This is a genomic window from Vibrio sp. L3-7 (genome assembly GCF_963898195.1).
In the GTDB taxonomy this organism is placed as follows: domain Bacteria; phylum Pseudomonadota; class Gammaproteobacteria; order Enterobacterales; family Vibrionaceae; genus Vibrio; species Vibrio echinoideorum.
In genome coordinates, this window is sequence record NZ_CAWQUW010000023.1 from 67,329 (window position 1) to 85,746 (window position 18,418).

Consider the following 18,418-nt stretch of genomic DNA (forward strand, 5'->3'; position numbering starts at 1 on the left):
AAAAGCCTTACATAATCTTTGAATACTACTGCCACTTTGCTGCCACTTGCCGAATTTCAGACAAAAAAAGAGCCACTCTAAAGTGGCTCAATTCTTAAAATTTTAAACAAGTGTTTTAAACGTTACTCTTTACCGAATACGTTGTTCTCTTGCTCTTGTACACGGATGAAAGTCGTGCGCTTAGTTAGCTCTTTAAGCTTTGCTGCGCCTACGTATGTACAAGTTGAACGTACACCACCAAGGATGTCAGAAATCGTGTAATGAACTGAACCACGGTATGGAAGTAAAACAGTTTTACCTTCTGCTGCACGGTACTTAGCAACACCACCTGAGTGCTTGTCCATAGCCGACTGTGAAGACATGCCGTAGAACTTCATGTATTGCTTACCGTCTTGCTCTACAACTTCGCCGCCTGACTCAGAGTGACCTGCTAGCATGCCGCCTAGCATTACGAAATCAGCACCACCGCCGAACGCTTTAGATACGTCACCCGCACATGAACAACCACCGTCACCGATGATCATGCCGCCAAGGCCGTGCGCTGCGTCGCCACACTCGATGATTGCAGAAAGTTGAGGGTAACCTACGCCTGTTTTAACACGTGTAGTACAAACAGAACCAGGGCCGATACCAACCTTAACAATGTCTGCGCCAGCTAGAATTAGCTCTTCAACCATGTCACCCGTTACAACGTTACCCGCAGAGATAACTTTAGTCGGGAATTCAGCACGTACTTTCTGTACGAACTCAACAAGGTGCTCTGAGTAACCGTTAGCGATGTCAATACAGATAAATACAAACTCTTCGCTAAGAGCCATGATCTTCTTAACTTTCTCGAACTCAGCTTCAGATGTACCCGTTGATACAAATACGTTGTTCAGTGTTTTCTTGTCTGCTGTTTTAGCGAACTCAGCCCACTGCTCTACTGTGTAGTGCTTGTGTACTGCAGTCATAACACCGTGCTCTGCTAGAGCAGCTGCCATTTCAAAGCTTGCTACCGAATCCATGTTCGCTGCAATTACTGGAGTACCAGACCATTGACGACCGCTATGCTTGAATGTAAAATCGCGGGTTAATTCAACTTGAGAACGGCTTTTAAGGGTAGAACGCTTCGGACGGAAGAGTACATCTTTGAAACCTAACTTAAGTTCTTGTTCGATACGCATGGTGTTTTCCTTGATTCATAAAATTATGTGTCTCTCGCGAAATGCGTAGTAAAACCGTTGGCAGACGGGTTTACTTTTCTTCGGACACAAAAAAACCGGAGCGTTGGCAGACGCTCCGGTTTTCAGCATTATAGGTCGTGATTTACTAACAGCAAGTCTGATATTTCACTTTTTTTTATGCTATCCTCTCAAAGATTCCATATCCGCTAAAACTTCCTCAGTTACACTTTCCAACTAAATTCTTATTAATTAATAACTTAGCGAACCATTCGCGCAAACGCTGTTGGTTTATTGCGCAATCGTTTTCCTTCATATTTCACGCAATATCGCCCTCATAATGCAAATATGTGAAGAAAGTGCCTCGAAATCACATAAAAACCACACTTTTCTCCAACAAAAAAGTGCCTTTTTTCTTAAATAAATTCGATTATTTTCCAATTTTTATCTGTTTTTGACCAAATTGGCTAATCTCGTGACGTTTCTGTTTTGCGGTCACTTGGAAAAGTAGAGTGAAAAGGACTCAATCTAGAGACCAATATTCACTTGGGTTTGAGAGTCGAGCCCTCGCACTCCATTAAATGAAGCTTTCAAGCTTGGACTTTATAAATCCAATTTCTACTCACCCATAGCATTACGGCTCCAAAAGCACGTTTCGTCGTCGCCCTTTCGTTCATGTAACCTAGAATACTCTGCAAAGCGCTCAAAAAAAGAGGATTGGTTGACGTGAAAAACTGGGGGAAAAGATAAGATTTGAAGAATAAAAAGCAAAAAAATGGCTCAGGTAATTAACCTTAGCCATTTTTATTCGCTGATTAGACCGATGCTAATACACACATAGAAAAGTGCTGTTTAGTAAATAGAGCAGTGTTAGTTCTTTTGAGAGACTAACGCTTCTGCAGTCGCATCTTGAATAGACAAGAACAATGAGTTGACTTGCCCTGTTGGTGAGCGCATCGGGTTTAGCGTCACGTTCTGATACATGAAATCGGCTTGTTGAGTTACAGGGCGAACATTGCGGCACTTAAACAGATAAGGCCTTTGTTGCCATGTAATGAAGCTGCGGCAACCTAGGTCATAGACTGGCTTGGTTTTCAGTCTAAACCACTCTTCAGGAATTTCAGGGAATAATTCAAAGATCGACTTACCGATCGCATCATGCGATTGCTTACCGCTATGGTGCGTCATGAAGCCATTCCAAACTTGTACCTGAAAGTCACGGTTAATGACCACCAGCCCCATATCGACGTTTTGAACCATGTCCACCATCCAGTGGAACTGTTCAAATTCAGCAGGAAGATTCAGCATATTAAAACTCCTCCATTAGGTAGGCCAATTTGTTGTCTAGAAGAGGCAGAGACTCATCAACGAACATAAACAGAAGGTCACAACGGATAGAAGTGCCGTCTATGTTATAGCTGACTTCGAACGTCATGGTCTTTTTGAACGAGCCACTGGTATTCTCAATCACCGAATCAATCGAGATATGTTGACCTAGCAGTACAGGAGAACTCTGGAAGAAACGTACTTCTGATTGCTCCCCTAACCCATTCAAGAATGAACCAACTAAGATGTTCGACACATCCATCAGTAGCTCTAACTCTTCTAGCTGCTCGCTTTCAGTTGGTACCTTCATGAGCTTCTTAAGATCGCTCACACTAGAATCACTCAACAAGACTAATGCTTCGCCTGCAATGCCTTCTCCGCTAAAGCCTTGGCAAACACCCGACACTTGGTCGTTGTCGGCTAGGTCACGAAGTGCCATGTGCAATTCACTCACTTCGAAGATGTTGACGTTCGGCAGTGGTAGGTGGACAAATACATTAAAGTGACGAGCCAGTGCATCAGCTGCACGACCTATCGCTACGTTCGCGACTTCCATATAGATATCGCGTCTACGAAGTATTGGCAGTTCTAAAGCGGTTGGAGTAATGATCTGAGGCTGTTTTGGCGGCTCAACATGCTCACGTAAAATAGCTTTTAGCGCTTCTTTATCGATTGGCTTTTGTAAAAACGCTTTGGCGCCGAGATCCAGTACCTTCTGTTGTGCTTTTGGTTGTATGTCACCCGAAACAACGACAACAGGCGTGGTATCACCCAAACGTTGCATCTCTTCCAATGTGCCATAGCCGTCCAATTCCGGCATGGTGAGGTCGAGGAACATCAGTTTGAACTGGTTTTGAGCGAGCTCTTCAAGTGCATTAAGCCCATGAACAGCAAAAGTTATATCTGCATTTAGAGAACTAGGCAGTGATCGAGCCATCTGCTTCCTTGCTAACGCAGAATCATCACATATAAGAACTGGGAACGACATAAATGCACCACTGACAAATTAAAGCTAATTCGAACGAGTGTAACAGAACATTATAGTATCAGGTACGGGGTGAATGAATTTATGTGTAGATTATTAGTAAGAATGATGGAACAAGCAGGTGAACGATTATCTGGCATTATTCTTCATGAAAAACAATATGCTACAAAGGTAATAACCGTTCATCATTATAGAGTAATAGCACTTTTTTATGGAACAACAGCGCTAGTTTATGAAATGGCAGCCTTAATAAGTGAGTTTATTAAGGCTTGGTTTGCTCATTCATTTATCGGCTCTATGTAGCCATGATAAGAGACGTAGTGTGAAGAACTAGAACTGGTATGAAGGCCATAGGATCAGTAATGCGAAACGTATAACCACAGCAAACACCAATAAAGCGATACCCAAACGATACCATTTGTATTCCGCGATACTCATTGGGATACGCTTATAAAACATCGTAATCACGCCCTTCCAATCACTACTGCGTCTTCCGTACTGCATCATGCTCGTCAAAACAAACAGTGCGCCAAGCACTAACATTCCTTTTTCAGCCCAGAACAATCCAACTTCCATTTGTGTATTCCTTGATAAAACGGTGAGCAACTCAAATCATTCTAGTCACCTTTACGCTCAGTTTCTGTAAGACCAAGGTCTAACCCACTATCTACTTACTTGAAGGTACTTATCTGAACGAATTTAAGTGAACGTAAATCGCTGAGCACACTTAACTGAACAGCGTGTTCATGTCGCGTTCAGCTTCGCCATCTATACTCATGTTTCCACTAACAGGAGAAATTCAATGAAATCACTGAAAAAGTCGCTTTGTGTATTAACTGCTTCAGCTCTACTCGTTACCGCTCCGTTTGTGAGTGCTTCATCACCACAACAACCGCCACAGCCAGCAGTGAGCCCGCTGCAAATGGTTATTGCTTCTTTAAACCTAAGCGAAGAGCAACACGCGGAAGTCATCTCCCTTGTTGAAGGCTACCAATCTGATAGAACACAGATTGACATGGATAGCGCGATCGAGCTCAAGAAGAAACAGATCAGCCTTGTGACTCAACCTGATTTCAATGAAGCCGAGATGGAAAAGATCATCGACACCGTTCAAGCAACCGAGAAGTCGATGGTGATGCAAGAGATGCGTCTTAAAAACAACATTTATAATGTGTTAACTGAAGAGCAGAAAGAGCAGTTCAAAACCATGATGAAGTCTGCGCTCTCTGGTGGAAAGTAGTCTGGTGGAAAATAGTTTGGTGGAAAATAGTTTGGTAGAGAGTAGTCTGGCAATAAGTCGTCTGGTAGAAAATAGCTGCCCCCAATTCTGATATTGATTCTTCCCCCTACCCCCAAAAGGGAGAATCTGAATAGACAACAAAAAGCCGCTGTCATTATCATGACTGCGGCTTTTTTGTGTTCAGTGCACCATTAGCAAATCACGTGTAAGCTTGATTCGACAAATCTGGAGACTGATTGTTCTTTTGAATCACGCGCATCAGTTGGATAAGCAGCAAAATACCGGTCACACCTAAGCCCACACCGATCCCGCCCCAAATCCCCGCCAGTTGGAATTGTGGCATCAAATACCAAGCTGCAGGCAGGCCAAATACCCAATAACCGATTGCAGTCATTACGGTTGGCATCGAGACAATCTTCATGCCTCTCAGCAGATTAATCGCCAACAATTGCCAAGCATCAACAATAAAGCAAAGAGCGACCACCCAAATAACAGAAGCCAGTAATGAAGTCATCGCGCCTGTTCCATCATCCAGTTTGAAGATAGAAGCGATCATTTCTGGCCAGATGATGAACACGGCAGATAACACCACACTCAAAACTGAAACCAAGATAAAGCTTTGAATCGACGTTCGCTTGATTCCTTCATAGTTACCCGCACCGAAATCACGACCAACCAAAATAGCGGCAGCTTGTGAAAAACCGAAATTAAAGTTCCAAGTAAAACTTAGGCATTGAAGCAAGATTTGATGCAGTGCCAACGAGGCAATACTGATCGTCCCCGCCATTAAAGTGCCGCCGTAAATAAGCCCATGCTCAAGCAACGCGGCTAACCCGATAGGTAAACCCATCATTAGCAAAGGGCTCATCAACTTAATTGAGTACTCTTCGGTATTTAACCAAGGAGCGAATTGTTTGAACTCATCACGCTTGAACACCCAAACCGTGTATCCAACCATCACGATAAATGCCGCGATAGCCGTACCTAAGCCAAGCCCCGCTAATCCCATATCTAATTGGAAGGTTAGGAGGTAGCTCACTGGCACATTCAGAATCACGGTGATGATAGACATCACTAGAATGGATCGCACGTTACCAAACGCACTGGTTAAGCCACGAAGCACCAACAATATAAGCGAAGGCAGCATCACCCATTTCAGAGCATGCACGTATTCCATGGCTAAAGTGATCACTTCTTGTGGCTGTTTGGCCGCATCTAATACCAGTGGCGCAAACCAGAAGCTTGCCATCAAGCTGACACTAAGTACGAATGCCAACATAATTGCGCCTTTAACAGCCAACCTAATTTGAGTATTACCAAACTCTGGGCGTGCAACTCGCTGACCATAAGCAATAGCAATTAAGTTCGCGACACAGCCAACGGTACTGCTGGCAATAATAAAAATGAAAAAGTAAATAGAAGCACCTAATCCACCAGCCGCAAGCGCCGACACACTGATACGCGACATCATCCAAACATCAGTCAGGACGAGTGCCATAGATATCAGCTGTGAAATGATCAAAGGGAATGCTAGTGCGAGTATTTTTTTCATGAGCGCCTCAAGTTATTTCGGCCAAAATACGATCGATGAGGCTGGTGTTCAATTGATAAATTTGCGACTCTAGCATTCCATAAACTCATGCGAACGAATTATGACCCCATATCCGAGCTTGCCATCCTCACATAATGGCTTAAAAGCCTTCGAAGCTGTAGCAAGGCTAATGAGCTTTACGTTAGCCGCCGACGAGCTTCACGTAACACAGAGTGCGATCAGCCGTCAGATAAAACAGCTTGAAGATGAGCTCAGCGCATCACTGGTTGTTCGCAAACACAGAGCAATTGAACTCACACCTCAAGGGCATGATTTATATAAAGTATTGCGTGAGAGCTATGGCAACATCGAAGCGGTGATGGCGTCTTGGAAAGATCCCACGCAAAAGCGAATCGTTATTAAAGCAACCTTGAGCTTTGCCACCCGTGTACTGATATCTAAAGTGCGAGAGCTGAATGAACGCTACTCGGATTATGAGATAGTGATTGTTCCTGTGATAGAAGAAGATGAAGCGATCAATAGCAGTGAGTATGACCTACTGATCTTTCACACTCGTTTCGAAAAACGTTATGACAATGCACCAGATATTACCTTCTTACGTGAAGAGTTTATGGCTCCAGTGTGTTCCACGAACATAATTACTGAAGACACCGATTTAACTTCCATTTTAACAATGCCTCGCATTCACCCAACACTCGACCACCATGACTGGAAGGCTTGGCTTGCAGATGTAGAGTCCCCTCCAAAGAAGTCCGTCAGGAATACCAGTTTCTTATCGTTAGATATGGCACTCAGTGCGTGTTTATCGGGCGAAGGTGTGACGGTTACGGATTTGCTTTTGGTTTTACAAGAACTGCAACGCGGCTTTTTGTATTGTCCAGAGCACGCCAAGCTCCAGCACAGTGCTTGGACGTATTACACTCACCAGCGTACTCTTGCTCCCGTTATAGACGATCTTATTGATTGGCTTAGAGGAGAAACAGCAAAAGAGATCGAATTACTAAAGCAACTTGCGCTGCAATACCATTGGTCTGGCGTGATTAAAGACCTGGATTAGCTAAAGAAATAGTAAGTAAAAACCTCAAACCAAAACACAAATAAGCCGCAGTCTTTGCTGCGGCTTATGCTTTCTGAGCGGTCGTGTTTAGCTTTTATTCGGTCTCCCTAGAAAACTGAACACTACAACTACAACTACAACTACAACTACAACTTAAACATACGTGCGCTGCGTGGTGGTAAATTGAAGGTATGGTAGCGAGAAGAAATGGTTTCTGTAGCGCTGCTTAATACGTCTTTGTATTGAACATTCCAGTTGAACTCATGTTGGTAGGTATCAACAGTAACCCCGCGGGTTTCACCGCACTTGTTGATACCCACAACCCCTTCTTTGCCACGCTTGAATAGCAAAGTACATTGGTCGCTCGAAATCATCGTCATCGATTTACCTTGCATCGCGTTATGGAAGCTCAACATGCTCTTCATCGTTGAACTATTCCATACATTGCCCCAACGACCATTATCTTTGTCTTCAGAGTCCGGAAGATCATCGCTGTAGATCAACGGTGTACCACCATCTTTGCCAAGGATATAAGCGTAAGCGAGTTGCTCATCTTGTGGATCCATGATTTGGTAACGGAAGCCGTCATTGGTTGGAATATCATGCGTGATCGCGAAGGTGATCGAGCGATTGTCATCCAGTGCTTGGCCGTACGCTTTAGGATTGTGTAGTTGGTTCAAACCTCCGTTCATAGAGAAGGCCGAGCGAATAGAAGCAAACAACGGGAAATCGTACGCAGAGTGATTGGTATTGTTTAGGTATGGCGCTAAAAACGACTCATAGCCACTGTTCCCTGCTCCACCACTGGTAATCACCTCACCAAACACATGCATGTTCGAGGTAATCTCAGACGTAAATACTTGATCGATTTGGTACTGACTCATGTGTTTTACGGCATCAATACGGAAGCCTTTGACTCCCATATCTTTTAGGGCTTTTAAATATAGACGTTGCTGTGAAACCACCCAATTGTTTGGATCCAAATCTGGAAGACCAACATCACCATCTGCACCACATAAACGCCAATACTGAACGTGACCAGGATCGTTCCAATCCGAAATACAGCCTGCGGGGTGGAAATCGTTAGCCGAGACAAAACCTTGCGCTAGGTTGCCAAACAGAGTCTGGTCAGCATAGTAGCTTGAACGGCTCGCATAATCGTTTAGCAATTCTGTGCCTGGGTAATCCAAGTCACTTCGCTTCCAGCTTTCATTGGCCATATGATTGAGCACCACATCGGCATACACATCAACACCGACGCTTTTTAATGCGGCGATCATTGTGGCTAGATCTTGTTTGTTCCCCAAAGGAGAATCAATGGTTCGCAAATCTTGAGGTTGATAGCGAGCCCACCATTGGGTACCGCTGGATTTCATTGCAGGCGCGACGAGTACTTTCTTGTAACCCGCTTGAGCAATCTGATTGGCGTTGGCCGTTACGTCCGAATACTTCCAGTTGAAAGCGTGCAAAATGGTATCAGCGTAGGTAACTGAACTGAAAGAACAAGCGGCAAGTGCGGATATGAGTAGGGTATTTATTGGTTTCATAGAACATATCTCTCATTATAAATTCACAAGAATGATATGAGTGAAAGTGATAATTAAAATGATCGATAAATCAGAGTTGAATTAGCGTCACCTTCTGTTGGTGTCGATTTTATAAAACTGAGTCATAACCGATATTATGTGGGATAAAGGCACGCATAACTGAAATGAGAATTAATTGAGTCAAGTTGACTATAACAAGACAAAGACTTTGGTCGGCGCTTCTAAACTAAGTTATGATTCCTTCTCCCTCAACCGATTGATATTTTTATGCCTTCTTTCTCTTTTTCTCAGATCCCTGTTGGGGTTCGATTCATGATTCTCTCCGCTTTTGGATTCGCACTGATGTCAGCTTGTGTGAAGTACATTAGCAACTACGGCATACCAGTATTCGAAATCGTCGCAGCTAGGGCGTTGGTGTCGTTGATCATCAGCTATGTCGATGTGAAGCGCAAACGTATTTCTATTTGGGGCAACAACAAACCCCTCTTGTTCGTGCGTGGTACTGTCGGTACTGCGGCGCTAATGTGTGTTTACTATGCTGTTACCACCTTGCCATTAGCAGAAGCCACCATTCTACAATACGTGCACCCCGTATTTACCGCACTGCTGGGCGTATTATTCCTCAAAGAACGCATCCAAAAATCGACCATGATCTGCATTGCATTTTGTCTGGCAGGATTATTGGTAATGGTACAACCGAGCATGAACAGTGGAGCGAGCAGCGAGTTACCATTATTCAGTATTATGCTGGCATTATGTGGCGCGTTTGGCAGCTCGATTGCCTATGTGATAGTGAGAAAACTTAGCCAAACTGAAGACAGCTCGGTGATCATTTTCTACTTCCCACTGGTTGCTCTGCCAATATCAACCGTTCTTATCTGGAACGATTTTGTGTGGCCGAGCCTGTTCTTAACATTGATGTTGGTGCTGGTCGGGATTTTCACACAAATAGGTCAATACGGTTTAACCAAGGCGATGCAAACCCAAGCAGCAGGTAAAGCTTCGGCTTACTCATACGTTCAGATCGTATTCTCAGCACTATTAGGAGTGTGGGTCTTTAACGAGATTCCATCGGTTTGGACATATCTAGGTGGTGGGCTGATCGTGACAGGCGCACTAATCAATGTGTTTGGTAAACAGTTATTGGTGCCATTTAAAGCTAAGTAGTTAGCTGTCTATAGTTAGACTTAGACGCTTAAGCCAAACAGCCAAACAAATAAGATTAAAAAGGGCATTGCGGAGTATTCCGCAATGCCCTTTTCTGTAAATCTTTCCTAGCACCCTTTATTGGACGTTTTATTTGAACAAACTCGCTCTAGCAAACCAACTCGATTAATGAGTTTTATTACGTGGCATTGCGCAGTTTAGGATCATCACTCAGGTATTCTACGAACTCGATTTCAAAACCTGCCGGATCCACAAAGTAGACGTTTTTACGGTAAGGTTCTTCCGCTCCGGGTTTGGCTATTGGGAAGCCCGCATCAATAAGACGTTCAATCACACTCTCAATATTATTGGTCACATAAGCGAAGTGAGCGAGACCAACTGAGTGTCCGGCTAAGTCTCTATTTTCACCCTCTCCATGATCACTCATTGCGATATATTGATACTCATCGCCAAAGTGCAGCCAGTTACGTGGCTTGCCTGACCATTCACCTTTCCCTTCATCACGGACATACCAGTGAGGGAACGCCGCTTTGTAGAAAGTCAGCATTTCTGGGATGTCTTTGACGACTAAATTCACATGTTCAAGTTGGATCATTCTTCTCTCCTTAAAGTATTCTCGTAAGCAACGTTGTATATCCTAATACCTCAAGTTAAGTTGAGGTAAAGGGTTAATTTACGTTTATTTTCAAGAACGTTTTTAGAGTCCAAATTGTTCTATTTTTTGATGCTATACAAACTTTAAGCATGAGAACTTTAATCACATAAGTTTTAAACAATAGACGTTAAGTTTAGACGACCTACCCCAAACTGACTTCCTGATCATGCGGCTTGTTAAGCTCGTTTCTTAATTCTGTAATGATTCAAAAACAAAAAGCGAACCACTTAGGTTCGCTTTTCTTTCATCTAGCACGTTTCGTCTTTGCAATACGCGGCGGTTAAGCCGCAGATATTATGACTTGGGCTGATCCACTTCTACATCGAGGGGGGTTCTGTTCCCTAGACTAAAGAACTTCTTCCATTTAATCGGCATCATTGGAATAACAATGAGGCTGATACCAACCAGTGTCAGAATATCGGGGATCTCGTCAAACCACATCACGCCAAACAAGGTTACAAACACTAACCCCGAGTATTCTGCGAGCGCAATTTGGTTTGCTGGAGCCTTTTTATACGCGACCACCACCAATGCATGATAGCCAAGAACAAATAGATTGATTGCCATGATCCACCCCAAATGACGCCATTCAATCGCAGCCCATGCTGGCAATGCAAACGCCAGTGCAAGTGGCAGAGTCATAACACTAGTCCAAAATAAGGTCGAGATAATGTGTTGTTCGGCGTTCAAACGCTTAATCAAAATATTACCAACACCCATTGCAAGCGCACTGCCTAGCCCTGCAATCGCCGCCCAGTGAAATTGCTCAGGACGCAACACAATTAGCACACCCACGAAACCTATCAATGTCGCGATCACTTTTGATGATGTCGGCCTTTCTTTCAACAACACAATAGACAGAGGAAGCATCAGGATTGGCCCAACATAGAACATCGCGTTCGCTGTCGCCAAGGTAAGGTGTGTAATGGCAATCATCGCACAACCACTACCCACTAATATAAATTGAGCCCGTAAAAAATTGATGCGGCAACCGCCTTGCATGCGAGTTTCTTTAGGGAGCTTTAGCCAAAAAGGAAGCAACAGCATCACGCTCAATAACTGACGAATAAACACGTACTGAAACGTGGGAACTTCACCATTGAGTATTTTTAATGAGACATCAGAAAAAGACGCCAATAGGTTTGCAAATACCAAAAGCAAAATGGCGTGGTTGGTGACTTTATTCATACGGAAACAGAATTACACATTTGTCATACAATTATGGGCAGGCATAATACATGAGAATGGCAAATAAGTAACTCGATTCAAACTTCATCTTCAGAACAGAAGAATAAGACTCTCTGGATTGGCACTAAACCCTATTTGCTCAAAAAAAATTTGTAAGTGAGAGGCTCTTTGTAAATAGACTCGCTTACTCTCCCCTGTGATCGGAATAGAAAGTAAAACCGTAGTTAATTGAAATACAAGCACTTAGAATTTTTCATCGACTGCGCAACGGGAGTGGTACATGGACAACAGAATCACCATTATTGAATTTCTTAGAGTGTTTGATTGCATTCGCTCCTCTGGAAAGCAATTAGATAGCAAATATCAATTTGGCGAGATGTTTGCGTGGCACGACTATGACGGCTATACCTGTTGGCTAAGCTACAGAGACGTTACGGTGACACTGATGTTCCACGGCTCATTGAAGATCGAATACGACAAAGCATCGAACTATGAAGACTTCATCAAGCGTTGTTTAGCTATGCTTGAAACTGAACCGTCTTCATAAGTTACCCATCGCTATCGAGTAAAGAACGCATAGTCTACAGGGAAAGAGTGGAGAAGTTCATGAACGGAACCAATTGTAAAACGCGGTTACCCCCTAGGTTAACCTCACCTTTACTCCTTCTACTTAGTCTACATTCGTTAAGTCTTAAGGCAGATGCAACAGGGACAAACATGATCGACTTTACACAAGCTAGTGAGCATCAAAACTGGACAGTGACCAACGACGATGTAATGGGCGGCATCTCAACAGGCGAGCTCATTTATCTCAATAACATGAGTCGATTTAGGGGAGAGCTCTCGTTAGAAAACAATGGTGGTTTCAGTTCTGTAAAGCGCTCCATTGAATCACCTGACCATGGAATAGATAGTGCAGAGCTGATATTCGTTGGTGATGGTCACACCTACCAACTGAGGTTCACAACATCGAAGGAGGGTAATCGAGTTCAATACAAACACGATTTCGATACCATTAAGGGACAGCAGCTTAACAAGACCTTCCACTTCAATGATTTTCAAGCGGTGTTCCGAGGTCGGTTACTGAGCTATGCGCCGGAACTTAAGGCACAAGACATGAAGCAAATTGGCTTTTTGATTGCAGACAAACAGCCCTCGCCTTTTGAGCTAGACCTAATACAGCTTCACTTCAAAACATTGCAACCTATCCCATCACCAGAAGCTAACTAAACCGCACACAAACAAAAGCCCCTGATACCTTTTTGACTAACAACAAGATATCAAGGGCTTCTTCTATTTAAACCGTCAACGATTCAAAACAATGGCGGATTAAAACATCAGCGATTAGTATTTGATGGCTGTTTTACCAATCGACGCACTGCTTTCAATACGTTGGTGTGCATCTTTAATTGTGTCCACACTAAAGCCACCTAGGGTCGTGGTCAGCGTCGATTTAATACGGCCCGCATCAATCAGATTCGCTGCTTGGAATAAGATATCTTGTTGCTTCTGGATATCGTCGGTGTTGAACAGTGAACGTGTAAACATCAATTCCCAAATAAAGCCTGCTGATTTGCCTTGCAGCGCTGATAAGTCAATCCCGCCATCGAACTCTACAATCGAACTGATCAGGCCTTGTGGCGCAATTAGCTCTACCATTGCATCCCAATGACCTTTGGTATCTGCAACATTAAAGATGTAGTCGACATGTTGAATGCCCTGCTCTCGCACAGACTCAACCAAATTACGGTGATTAACCACATGGTCAGCCCCCATGTCTCTTACCCACTGTTCCGTTTCAGGTCTTGAAGCTGTTGCGATAACATTTAAGTTAGTGAGTTGCTTAGCCAGTTGAATAGTGATCGAACCTACACCGCCCGCTCCACCAATGATCAGGATAGACTTTTTCTCTTCAGGACGAACACGCAGACGATCGAACAATGCTTCCCACGCCGTAAGTGTTGCTAGTGGCATAACTGCAGCCGCTTCATCAGAAAGGCTCTTAGGCGCTTTAGCGGTAATACGGTAGTCCACAGCTTGGTATTCTGCGTTGGCACCCATACGCGTTACATCACCCGCATAGTACACACGGTCGCCAACCTCAAAACCTTCAACGTCTAGGCCTTTTGCAACCACTTCCCCTACTGCGTCATAGCCAAGCACTTTAGGTTGTTCGAGTGTTTTATCCTTGGCATTGCGAATACGAATTTTTGCGTCTGCAGGGTTGATAGAAGTCGCGCTCACTTTTACCAACAAGTCATTATTTTTTAGTTCTGGTAGGCTTGTTTCAAATTCAAACAAACTCTCTTGCTCAGTAATAGCGAATGACTGAGTAAATCCGATAGCTTTCATTTTTGATGGTAATGACATGGTGCTTTCTCCGTAAATTTGATGAATTAATTCTAGAGAACTCTCACTCTAGATAAACAGTCTAGCTTTTGAATGATTATCAAATATTTTTTGACAATCGTATTACCGCTGCTGCGCAACACGACAATCTAATGGTCTTGCCAACGACATTGAGGTTAAATCAGGCCTTTCTCAATCAACCAATCACGCGTTACTTCATCTTGTGGCTTACCTTCGCGGCAAACTTTGTAATCGAGCTCTGCGATAATGTCATTTGAGAAGCGTAGTGAATCCAACTCCTGAATCTGCTCTTCGTTGAACAAACCTTGCTTGTCACCTCTTAAAAGAAGTACCGCTCTGTCAACGATTCCGAGTAAGCCTTTAGGCTCTTTAAGTTCTCGAATATCATAGCGATAATGTAAGAATTGCGGTTTCCACAGGGGCACGATTACCCACTCTTTATTAGCCACTGCACTTTCAAAAGCATCAAAGCAATCGGCTTCACTGCCAGGGAAAAATTCGTAGCCCGCATCGCTAAGCCCGTACTCTTTCATCATCTGAATGGAGAAACGTGTGATACCTGCTCCCGGGTTGATCCCCTGAATTTGGGAGATCATCCTCTCTGCTACTTCAGGCTTTAACAGGTCAGCGACTTCAGAAACCGCTTCTTCAGGGACATAATCAGGTACACCCCATAACGCGTAAGGTTCATAATGCAGTCCAAGTTCTATCAACGGTTCTACTTCTTCAACATCTGCTTTGTAAATTCCATGGCTTGAAGGGAGCCAAGCAGACGAGAGCATATCTATTTCACCCGTTTTAAGTTTTTCAAAGTTCTCCTGATGTGGAGAGAAAATGCGCTCTACCTCAAAACCCATGGTTTTCAATACATTGGCAACCAATGAAGCGGTCGTACGGTGGAACGACAAATCCGTTACACCCATTGTGATTTTCTTAGTCATCTTATCCCCCTAGATCGTAGGCTTCGTCCATACGGTGTGTACTGCGCTACGTTGTCGATAGGGGAAATGATAGTGAGAAAATTACTAATGAAAAACAGCTTCACATTTGAATTATTATCAAATTAATTTTGACAATTAAGAGTTTGAAGCTAAGTTAGAAGCGACAAGTAGAGATAACCCATTTGCAGATTGTGAGCGGGAAATATCCCAACCCCATGTTTAGAACATAATTCAATACAGGTAGATAACATGCTTCTTGAAGACTTACAGGTCATTTTGAAAGTGGCGGAGTTTCGCAGTATCACTGCAGCAGCCACCAACCTTGATATGCGTACTGCCACCGCGAGCGCTGCCGTAAAACGTGTTGAAGCCGCGTTAGGCGCTGAACTATTTGTAAGAACCACTCGCCACTTAAGGCTCTCTTCAGCAGGCGAACGCTATTTACCTGAATGTGAACAAGCCTTAAAAATGTTAGAACAAGCGAAGCTCAACATGCGAGAAGAGTTGGGCATCGTTGACGGTGAGATCCGTATTGCGCTTTCATCGGATCTAGGGCGAAACTTAATCACACCTTGGCTTGATGAATTTTTACTGGAATACCCTAACGCCGCACTACGTACTAGCATCAGCGATAGCAATATCGATTTTTACCGTGATTCTGTTGATATGGCACTGCGCTATGGTTCGCCAAATGACGCCAACATGTACGGTTTTAAGATATGCGATGTTCCTAGGGTATTGTGCGCCACTCCTGAATACTTGGCAGGCAGGGGCACACCCAATGAACCTAGTGACTTAACTCAGCACAATGGTTTGCTCTACCAACTTCATGACATATTGCAAGACGAGTGGATATTTAACGATGGTACTCAAGATCACAAAGTGAAACTAAAGGGCAATCGCGCATCTAACGACGCCGATTTGGTGAGACGTTGGTGTATTGCAGGGAAAGGGGTCGCGATAAAATCTTGTCTCGATATGTCGAACCATTTACTTTCGGGTGATGTTGTCAATGTTATGCCCGAATATAAACCAACATCAACAGAGCTATGGTTAGTGTGTCCAAGCCGACAATCAATCACTCCGACCGTTCGCTTGTTAAGAGATTTGTTTCGAGGTAAAACCGCAAACATCCTCTCTCAATTGAGTGATCAAGGCATCTTAGAAACCAAAATATCATAGGCTCTCATGCCGAATAGAGATTAGAGGCCGAGATAGAAAAAAGGCGCTAACGAACTATCTTCCGTTAACGCCTCAAATAAACCGAACATCACGCAATGCAAATGGGCATGTTTACTTTAAATGTGAGTGCTTAATTTGACTCTTCTTCAACGTCGCAGTCTGCACAGCACTGAAGAGCAATTTCATGTTCGAAGGTGATTGTATCTTTACCTTCTTCTAATAGCTCTGCGATTTCATCCGCGACTTCTTTCTCATCATCCGCTTCGATTTCACTCGCTAGCTCTTCTTCTGAGTAACCGAAGAAATTCAGTAACAAGTACTCACGAGCTTCATCTTTAGTACAAACCACGTTTGCAGAGAGATCAGATGGAATCTCACCTTGTGCCAGAGTCGCCGTCACTTGTGCTATAGCATCATCTTTCATTGCAGGCGTTAACCAACCAAGATCAGTACTTACAGTCGTTTTTTTACAGTCGAAACAAGGCAGTTGGTGAAAGTAGTATTGAAAAGTAGTCATAGGTAAATTCTTCTTTAAATGTTGTATAGCGAGATTATGCGCGTTTTGTAGCAAAATACTATCTCAATCACAACCTGAAACCGCTTCGTGTTGAGTATTTTTACAAGCTCCTCGCAAGCTTATATGATCATCCGATCAAAGCGCTATTTTACCCATGCTTACCCAACTTTACGTTTGTTTACATTCGTACAGGTAATATATGCCTCATCACATAACAGGCGTGGCACCTCACAAATACTTTAGTTCCTGCTTAGCTTCGTCGCTCCAGCTATCGGAACTTGGCTATTTAGCTAGTTAGCAACTTAGCTCGGATTTGTTTGAAATAGCTTTGTTTTCAATTAACTTACTTGCACTTGGCTTATTTTGAGCCACGCTTATTGAAATCACCCCGCTTCGGATATCCAATCAATGATCATCACAAAATATCAAGCCCTTACCCTTTCATCGGTTGCTTTGCTCGCTACAGGTTGCTCACCATCATCAGATACGCCCTCGGTCAGCAACATCATTGATTACCAAGGCTCAGCGAGTATTACTCAAGGTGTAGCGACCACCGTTGAATCGAATCTCTTTGAGTGTGCAAACGGACGTAGCCGAGTGGCGGGCGTCGGGGAAATTACGGACTCGGAAGAAAAAGTTTGGACGGTTCCAGCCAAGAACAACTTTGCGACAGGGCCAAAAGCCTTTGATCTTTATGAAGAGTGCTCAAACACCACACCAAGCAGCCTAGCCGAAGTCGATCAAAACTCTGTGCCTGTAGCGGTTGTGGATCCAGACGGTGAGGAAATAACAGGCTATATTTTTGCCGATAACTATTTCGAACTTTATATCAACGGCAAGTTAATCGCGGTCGACACAGTTCCTTTCACACCGTTTAACTCAAACATCGTCAAATTTAAGGTTAAGAAGCCTTACACGATTGCGGTGAAAGTGATTGATTGGGAAGAAAACCTAGGTCTTGGCAGCGAAGATAACCGCGGAAAGGCTTACCACGCTGGTGATGGTGGCTTTATTGCGAGCTTTAGTGACGGAACCGTGACAGGACCAGACTGGCAAGCACAAACCTTTTATACGTCACCGATTTATGACCTGACTTGCTTAAGTGAAGTGGACGGGAAACGCCTTTCTGAAAACTGCACCACGGAAGGAACTGACCACGGTCAAGATGCCTACGCTGCTCATTGGGAAACACCAACGAACTGGATGAACCAAGAGTTCGATGCAACATCTTGGCCTCAAGCATCGGTATACTCAGAAGACGATATTGGCGTAAACAATAAAAAAGCGTACATGAACTTTATCGAAAAATTCAGTGGCGCAGGCGCAAGCTTTATCTGGTCGACAAATGTCGTTCTCGATAATGAAGTGCTACTGAGATATAAGGTTAAATAACCCTTCTGACTTCGTACCTTTGTAATTAAACCTAGCCTCCATTGAGTTAATACTGTCTCGTCCTCAATGTGTAAACACATTTCAGGACGGGACATACAAACACAAAAAAGCGAGCCACTTGGCTCGCTTTTTTGTC

At 43.7% G+C, this 18,418-nt stretch carries 19 protein-coding genes; 8 read left to right on the top strand and 11 right to left on the bottom strand.

What is annotated here, in order from left to right:
- Positions 1-122: 122 nt before the first annotated feature.
- The 3 genes from AACW75_RS15355 to AACW75_RS15365 form a co-directional block, all read right to left on the bottom strand.
- The gene (locus AACW75_RS15355) at positions 123-1,166 is read right to left on the bottom strand and encodes a GMP reductase (RefSeq protein ID WP_004731658.1); all 1,044 of its coding nucleotides are present in this window, start codon (positions 1,164-1,166) and stop codon (positions 123-125) included.
- Positions 1,167-2,033: 867 nt separating this feature from the next.
- Complete coding sequence (locus AACW75_RS15360) at positions 2,034-2,471, bottom strand: PAS domain-containing protein (RefSeq protein WP_017081449.1); 438 nt, start codon at positions 2,469-2,471, stop codon at positions 2,034-2,036.
- 1 nt (position 2,472) lies between these two features.
- Positions 2,473-3,477: a response regulator gene (locus AACW75_RS15365; protein ID WP_004731662.1), complete on the bottom strand. Its 1,005-nt coding sequence runs from the start codon at positions 3,475-3,477 to the stop codon at positions 2,473-2,475.
- A gap of 69 nt (positions 3,478-3,546) precedes the next feature.
- On the opposite strand from AACW75_RS15365, the gene AACW75_RS15370 reads away from it, so the two are divergent.
- Positions 3,547-3,777, top strand: coding sequence for a hypothetical protein (locus tag AACW75_RS15370; protein WP_237297459.1), 231 nt, complete (start codon positions 3,547-3,549; stop codon positions 3,775-3,777).
- A gap of 27 nt (positions 3,778-3,804) precedes the next feature.
- Here AACW75_RS15370 and AACW75_RS15375 read toward each other — a convergent pair whose 3' ends face one another.
- Positions 3,805-4,050, bottom strand: coding sequence for a hypothetical protein (locus AACW75_RS15375; RefSeq protein WP_004731665.1), 246 nt, complete (start codon positions 4,048-4,050; stop codon positions 3,805-3,807).
- A 226-nt stretch (positions 4,051-4,276) separates the two neighbouring features.
- Here AACW75_RS15375 and AACW75_RS15380 point away from each other — a divergent pair, with 226 nt between their 5' ends.
- Positions 4,277-4,714 carry a Spy/CpxP family protein refolding chaperone gene (locus tag AACW75_RS15380; RefSeq protein ID WP_017087288.1) on the top strand — a complete coding sequence of 146 codons (438 nt, stop codon included), beginning with the start codon at positions 4,277-4,279 and terminating at the stop codon, positions 4,712-4,714.
- 199 nt (positions 4,715-4,913) lie between these two features.
- Here AACW75_RS15380 and AACW75_RS15385 read toward each other — a convergent pair whose 3' ends face one another.
- Positions 4,914-6,266, bottom strand: coding sequence for an MATE family efflux transporter (locus AACW75_RS15385; protein WP_135457298.1), 1,353 nt, complete (start codon positions 6,264-6,266; stop codon positions 4,914-4,916).
- Between the two features lie 100 nt (positions 6,267-6,366).
- Between AACW75_RS15385 and AACW75_RS15390 the strand changes: the two genes are divergently transcribed.
- Entirely contained in the window at positions 6,367-7,323 is a 957-nt protein-coding gene (locus AACW75_RS15390) for a LysR family transcriptional regulator (protein ID WP_135457300.1), read from the top strand.
- Positions 7,324-7,469: 146 nt separating this feature from the next.
- Here the strand turns inward: AACW75_RS15390 and AACW75_RS15395 are convergent, their stop codons facing one another.
- Positions 7,470-8,870 carry an alpha-amylase family protein gene (locus AACW75_RS15395; protein WP_135457302.1) on the bottom strand — a complete coding sequence of 467 codons (1,401 nt, stop codon included), beginning with the start codon at positions 8,868-8,870 and terminating at the stop codon, positions 7,470-7,472.
- Positions 8,871-9,137: 267 nt separating this feature from the next.
- Between AACW75_RS15395 and AACW75_RS15400 the strand changes: the two genes are divergently transcribed.
- Positions 9,138-10,037 (top strand): DMT family transporter, encoded by a 900-nt coding sequence (locus AACW75_RS15400; RefSeq protein ID WP_102495109.1) that lies wholly within the window; start codon positions 9,138-9,140, stop codon positions 10,035-10,037.
- Between the two features lie 178 nt (positions 10,038-10,215).
- On the opposite strand, the gene AACW75_RS15405 is transcribed toward AACW75_RS15400, so the two are convergent.
- Together AACW75_RS15405 and AACW75_RS15410 are read right to left on the bottom strand one after the other, a co-directional pair.
- The gene (locus AACW75_RS15405; RefSeq protein WP_017074853.1) at positions 10,216-10,632 is read right to left on the bottom strand and encodes a VOC family protein; all 417 of its coding nucleotides are present in this window, start codon (positions 10,630-10,632) and stop codon (positions 10,216-10,218) included.
- 354 nt (positions 10,633-10,986) lie between these two features.
- Positions 10,987-11,880 carry a DMT family transporter gene (locus AACW75_RS15410; RefSeq protein ID WP_135457306.1) on the bottom strand — a complete coding sequence of 298 codons (894 nt, stop codon included), beginning with the start codon at positions 11,878-11,880 and terminating at the stop codon, positions 10,987-10,989.
- A 280-nt stretch (positions 11,881-12,160) separates the two neighbouring features.
- Here AACW75_RS15410 and AACW75_RS15415 point away from each other — a divergent pair, with 280 nt between their 5' ends.
- Together AACW75_RS15415 and AACW75_RS15420 are read left to right on the top strand one after the other, a co-directional pair.
- Positions 12,161-12,427 carry a DUF3081 domain-containing protein gene (locus tag AACW75_RS15415; RefSeq protein ID WP_017074851.1) on the top strand — a complete coding sequence of 89 codons (267 nt, stop codon included), beginning with the start codon at positions 12,161-12,163 and terminating at the stop codon, positions 12,425-12,427.
- Positions 12,428-12,474: 47 nt separating this feature from the next.
- Entirely contained in the window at positions 12,475-13,110 is a 636-nt protein-coding gene (locus AACW75_RS15420; RefSeq protein ID WP_135457308.1) for a CIA30 family protein, read from the top strand.
- Positions 13,111-13,224: 114 nt separating this feature from the next.
- Here AACW75_RS15420 and AACW75_RS15425 read toward each other — a convergent pair whose 3' ends face one another.
- Both AACW75_RS15425 and AACW75_RS15430 read right to left on the bottom strand, forming a co-directional pair.
- Positions 13,225-14,250, bottom strand: coding sequence for a zinc-binding alcohol dehydrogenase family protein (locus AACW75_RS15425; protein ID WP_135457310.1), 1,026 nt, complete (start codon positions 14,248-14,250; stop codon positions 13,225-13,227).
- Positions 14,251-14,405: 155 nt separating this feature from the next.
- Positions 14,406-15,173, bottom strand: coding sequence for a glycine betaine ABC transporter substrate-binding protein (locus AACW75_RS15430; RefSeq protein WP_135457463.1), 768 nt, complete (start codon positions 15,171-15,173; stop codon positions 14,406-14,408).
- A 267-nt stretch (positions 15,174-15,440) separates the two neighbouring features.
- On the opposite strand from AACW75_RS15430, the gene AACW75_RS15435 reads away from it, so the two are divergent.
- A complete protein-coding gene (locus AACW75_RS15435) occupies positions 15,441-16,373 on the top strand; it encodes a LysR family transcriptional regulator (protein WP_145569093.1) in 933 nt (310 codons plus the stop codon).
- A 130-nt stretch (positions 16,374-16,503) separates the two neighbouring features.
- On the opposite strand, the gene AACW75_RS15440 is transcribed toward AACW75_RS15435, so the two are convergent.
- The gene (locus AACW75_RS15440) at positions 16,504-16,890 is read right to left on the bottom strand and encodes a hypothetical protein (protein ID WP_135457312.1); all 387 of its coding nucleotides are present in this window, start codon (positions 16,888-16,890) and stop codon (positions 16,504-16,506) included.
- Between the two features lie 408 nt (positions 16,891-17,298).
- Between AACW75_RS15440 and AACW75_RS15445 the strand changes: the two genes are divergently transcribed.
- The gene (locus AACW75_RS15445; RefSeq protein ID WP_135457314.1) at positions 17,299-18,282 is read left to right on the top strand and encodes a hypothetical protein; all 984 of its coding nucleotides are present in this window, start codon (positions 17,299-17,301) and stop codon (positions 18,280-18,282) included.
- Positions 18,283-18,418 lie beyond the last annotated feature (136 nt).

Coding starts and splice junctions, on each gene's coding strand:
- AACW75_RS15380 (WP_017087288.1), top strand. CDS start 4,277: ATGAAATCACTGAAAAAGTCGCTTTGTGTATTAACTGCTTCAGCTCTA.
- AACW75_RS15355 (WP_004731658.1), bottom strand. CDS start 1,166: ATGCGTATCGAACAAGAACTTAAGTTAGGTTTCAAAGATGTACTCTTC.
- AACW75_RS15405 (WP_017074853.1), bottom strand. CDS start 10,632: ATGATCCAACTTGAACATGTGAATTTAGTCGTCAAAGACATCCCAGAA.
- AACW75_RS15400 (WP_102495109.1), top strand. CDS start 9,138: ATGCCTTCTTTCTCTTTTTCTCAGATCCCTGTTGGGGTTCGATTCATG.
- AACW75_RS15410 (WP_135457306.1), bottom strand. CDS start 11,880: ATGAATAAAGTCACCAACCACGCCATTTTGCTTTTGGTATTTGCAAAC.
- AACW75_RS15440 (WP_135457312.1), bottom strand. CDS start 16,890: ATGACTACTTTTCAATACTACTTTCACCAACTGCCTTGTTTCGACTGT.
- AACW75_RS15375 (WP_004731665.1), bottom strand. CDS start 4,050: ATGGAAGTTGGATTGTTCTGGGCTGAAAAAGGAATGTTAGTGCTTGGC.
- AACW75_RS15365 (WP_004731662.1), bottom strand. CDS start 3,477: ATGTCGTTCCCAGTTCTTATATGTGATGATTCTGCGTTAGCAAGGAAG.
- AACW75_RS15415 (WP_017074851.1), top strand. CDS start 12,161: ATGGACAACAGAATCACCATTATTGAATTTCTTAGAGTGTTTGATTGC.
- AACW75_RS15360 (WP_017081449.1), bottom strand. CDS start 2,471: ATGCTGAATCTTCCTGCTGAATTTGAACAGTTCCACTGGATGGTGGAC.
- AACW75_RS15435 (WP_145569093.1), top strand. CDS start 15,441: ATGCTTCTTGAAGACTTACAGGTCATTTTGAAAGTGGCGGAGTTTCGC.
- AACW75_RS15390 (WP_135457300.1), top strand. CDS start 6,367: ATGACCCCATATCCGAGCTTGCCATCCTCACATAATGGCTTAAAAGCC.
- AACW75_RS15445 (WP_135457314.1), top strand. CDS start 17,299: ATGATCATCACAAAATATCAAGCCCTTACCCTTTCATCGGTTGCTTTG.
- AACW75_RS15430 (WP_135457463.1), bottom strand. CDS start 15,173: ATGGGTGTAACGGATTTGTCGTTCCACCGTACGACCGCTTCATTGGTT.
- AACW75_RS15395 (WP_135457302.1), bottom strand. CDS start 8,870: ATGAAACCAATAAATACCCTACTCATATCCGCACTTGCCGCTTGTTCT.
- AACW75_RS15385 (WP_135457298.1), bottom strand. CDS start 6,266: ATGAAAAAAATACTCGCACTAGCATTCCCTTTGATCATTTCACAGCTG.
- AACW75_RS15425 (WP_135457310.1), bottom strand. CDS start 14,250: ATGTCATTACCATCAAAAATGAAAGCTATCGGATTTACTCAGTCATTC.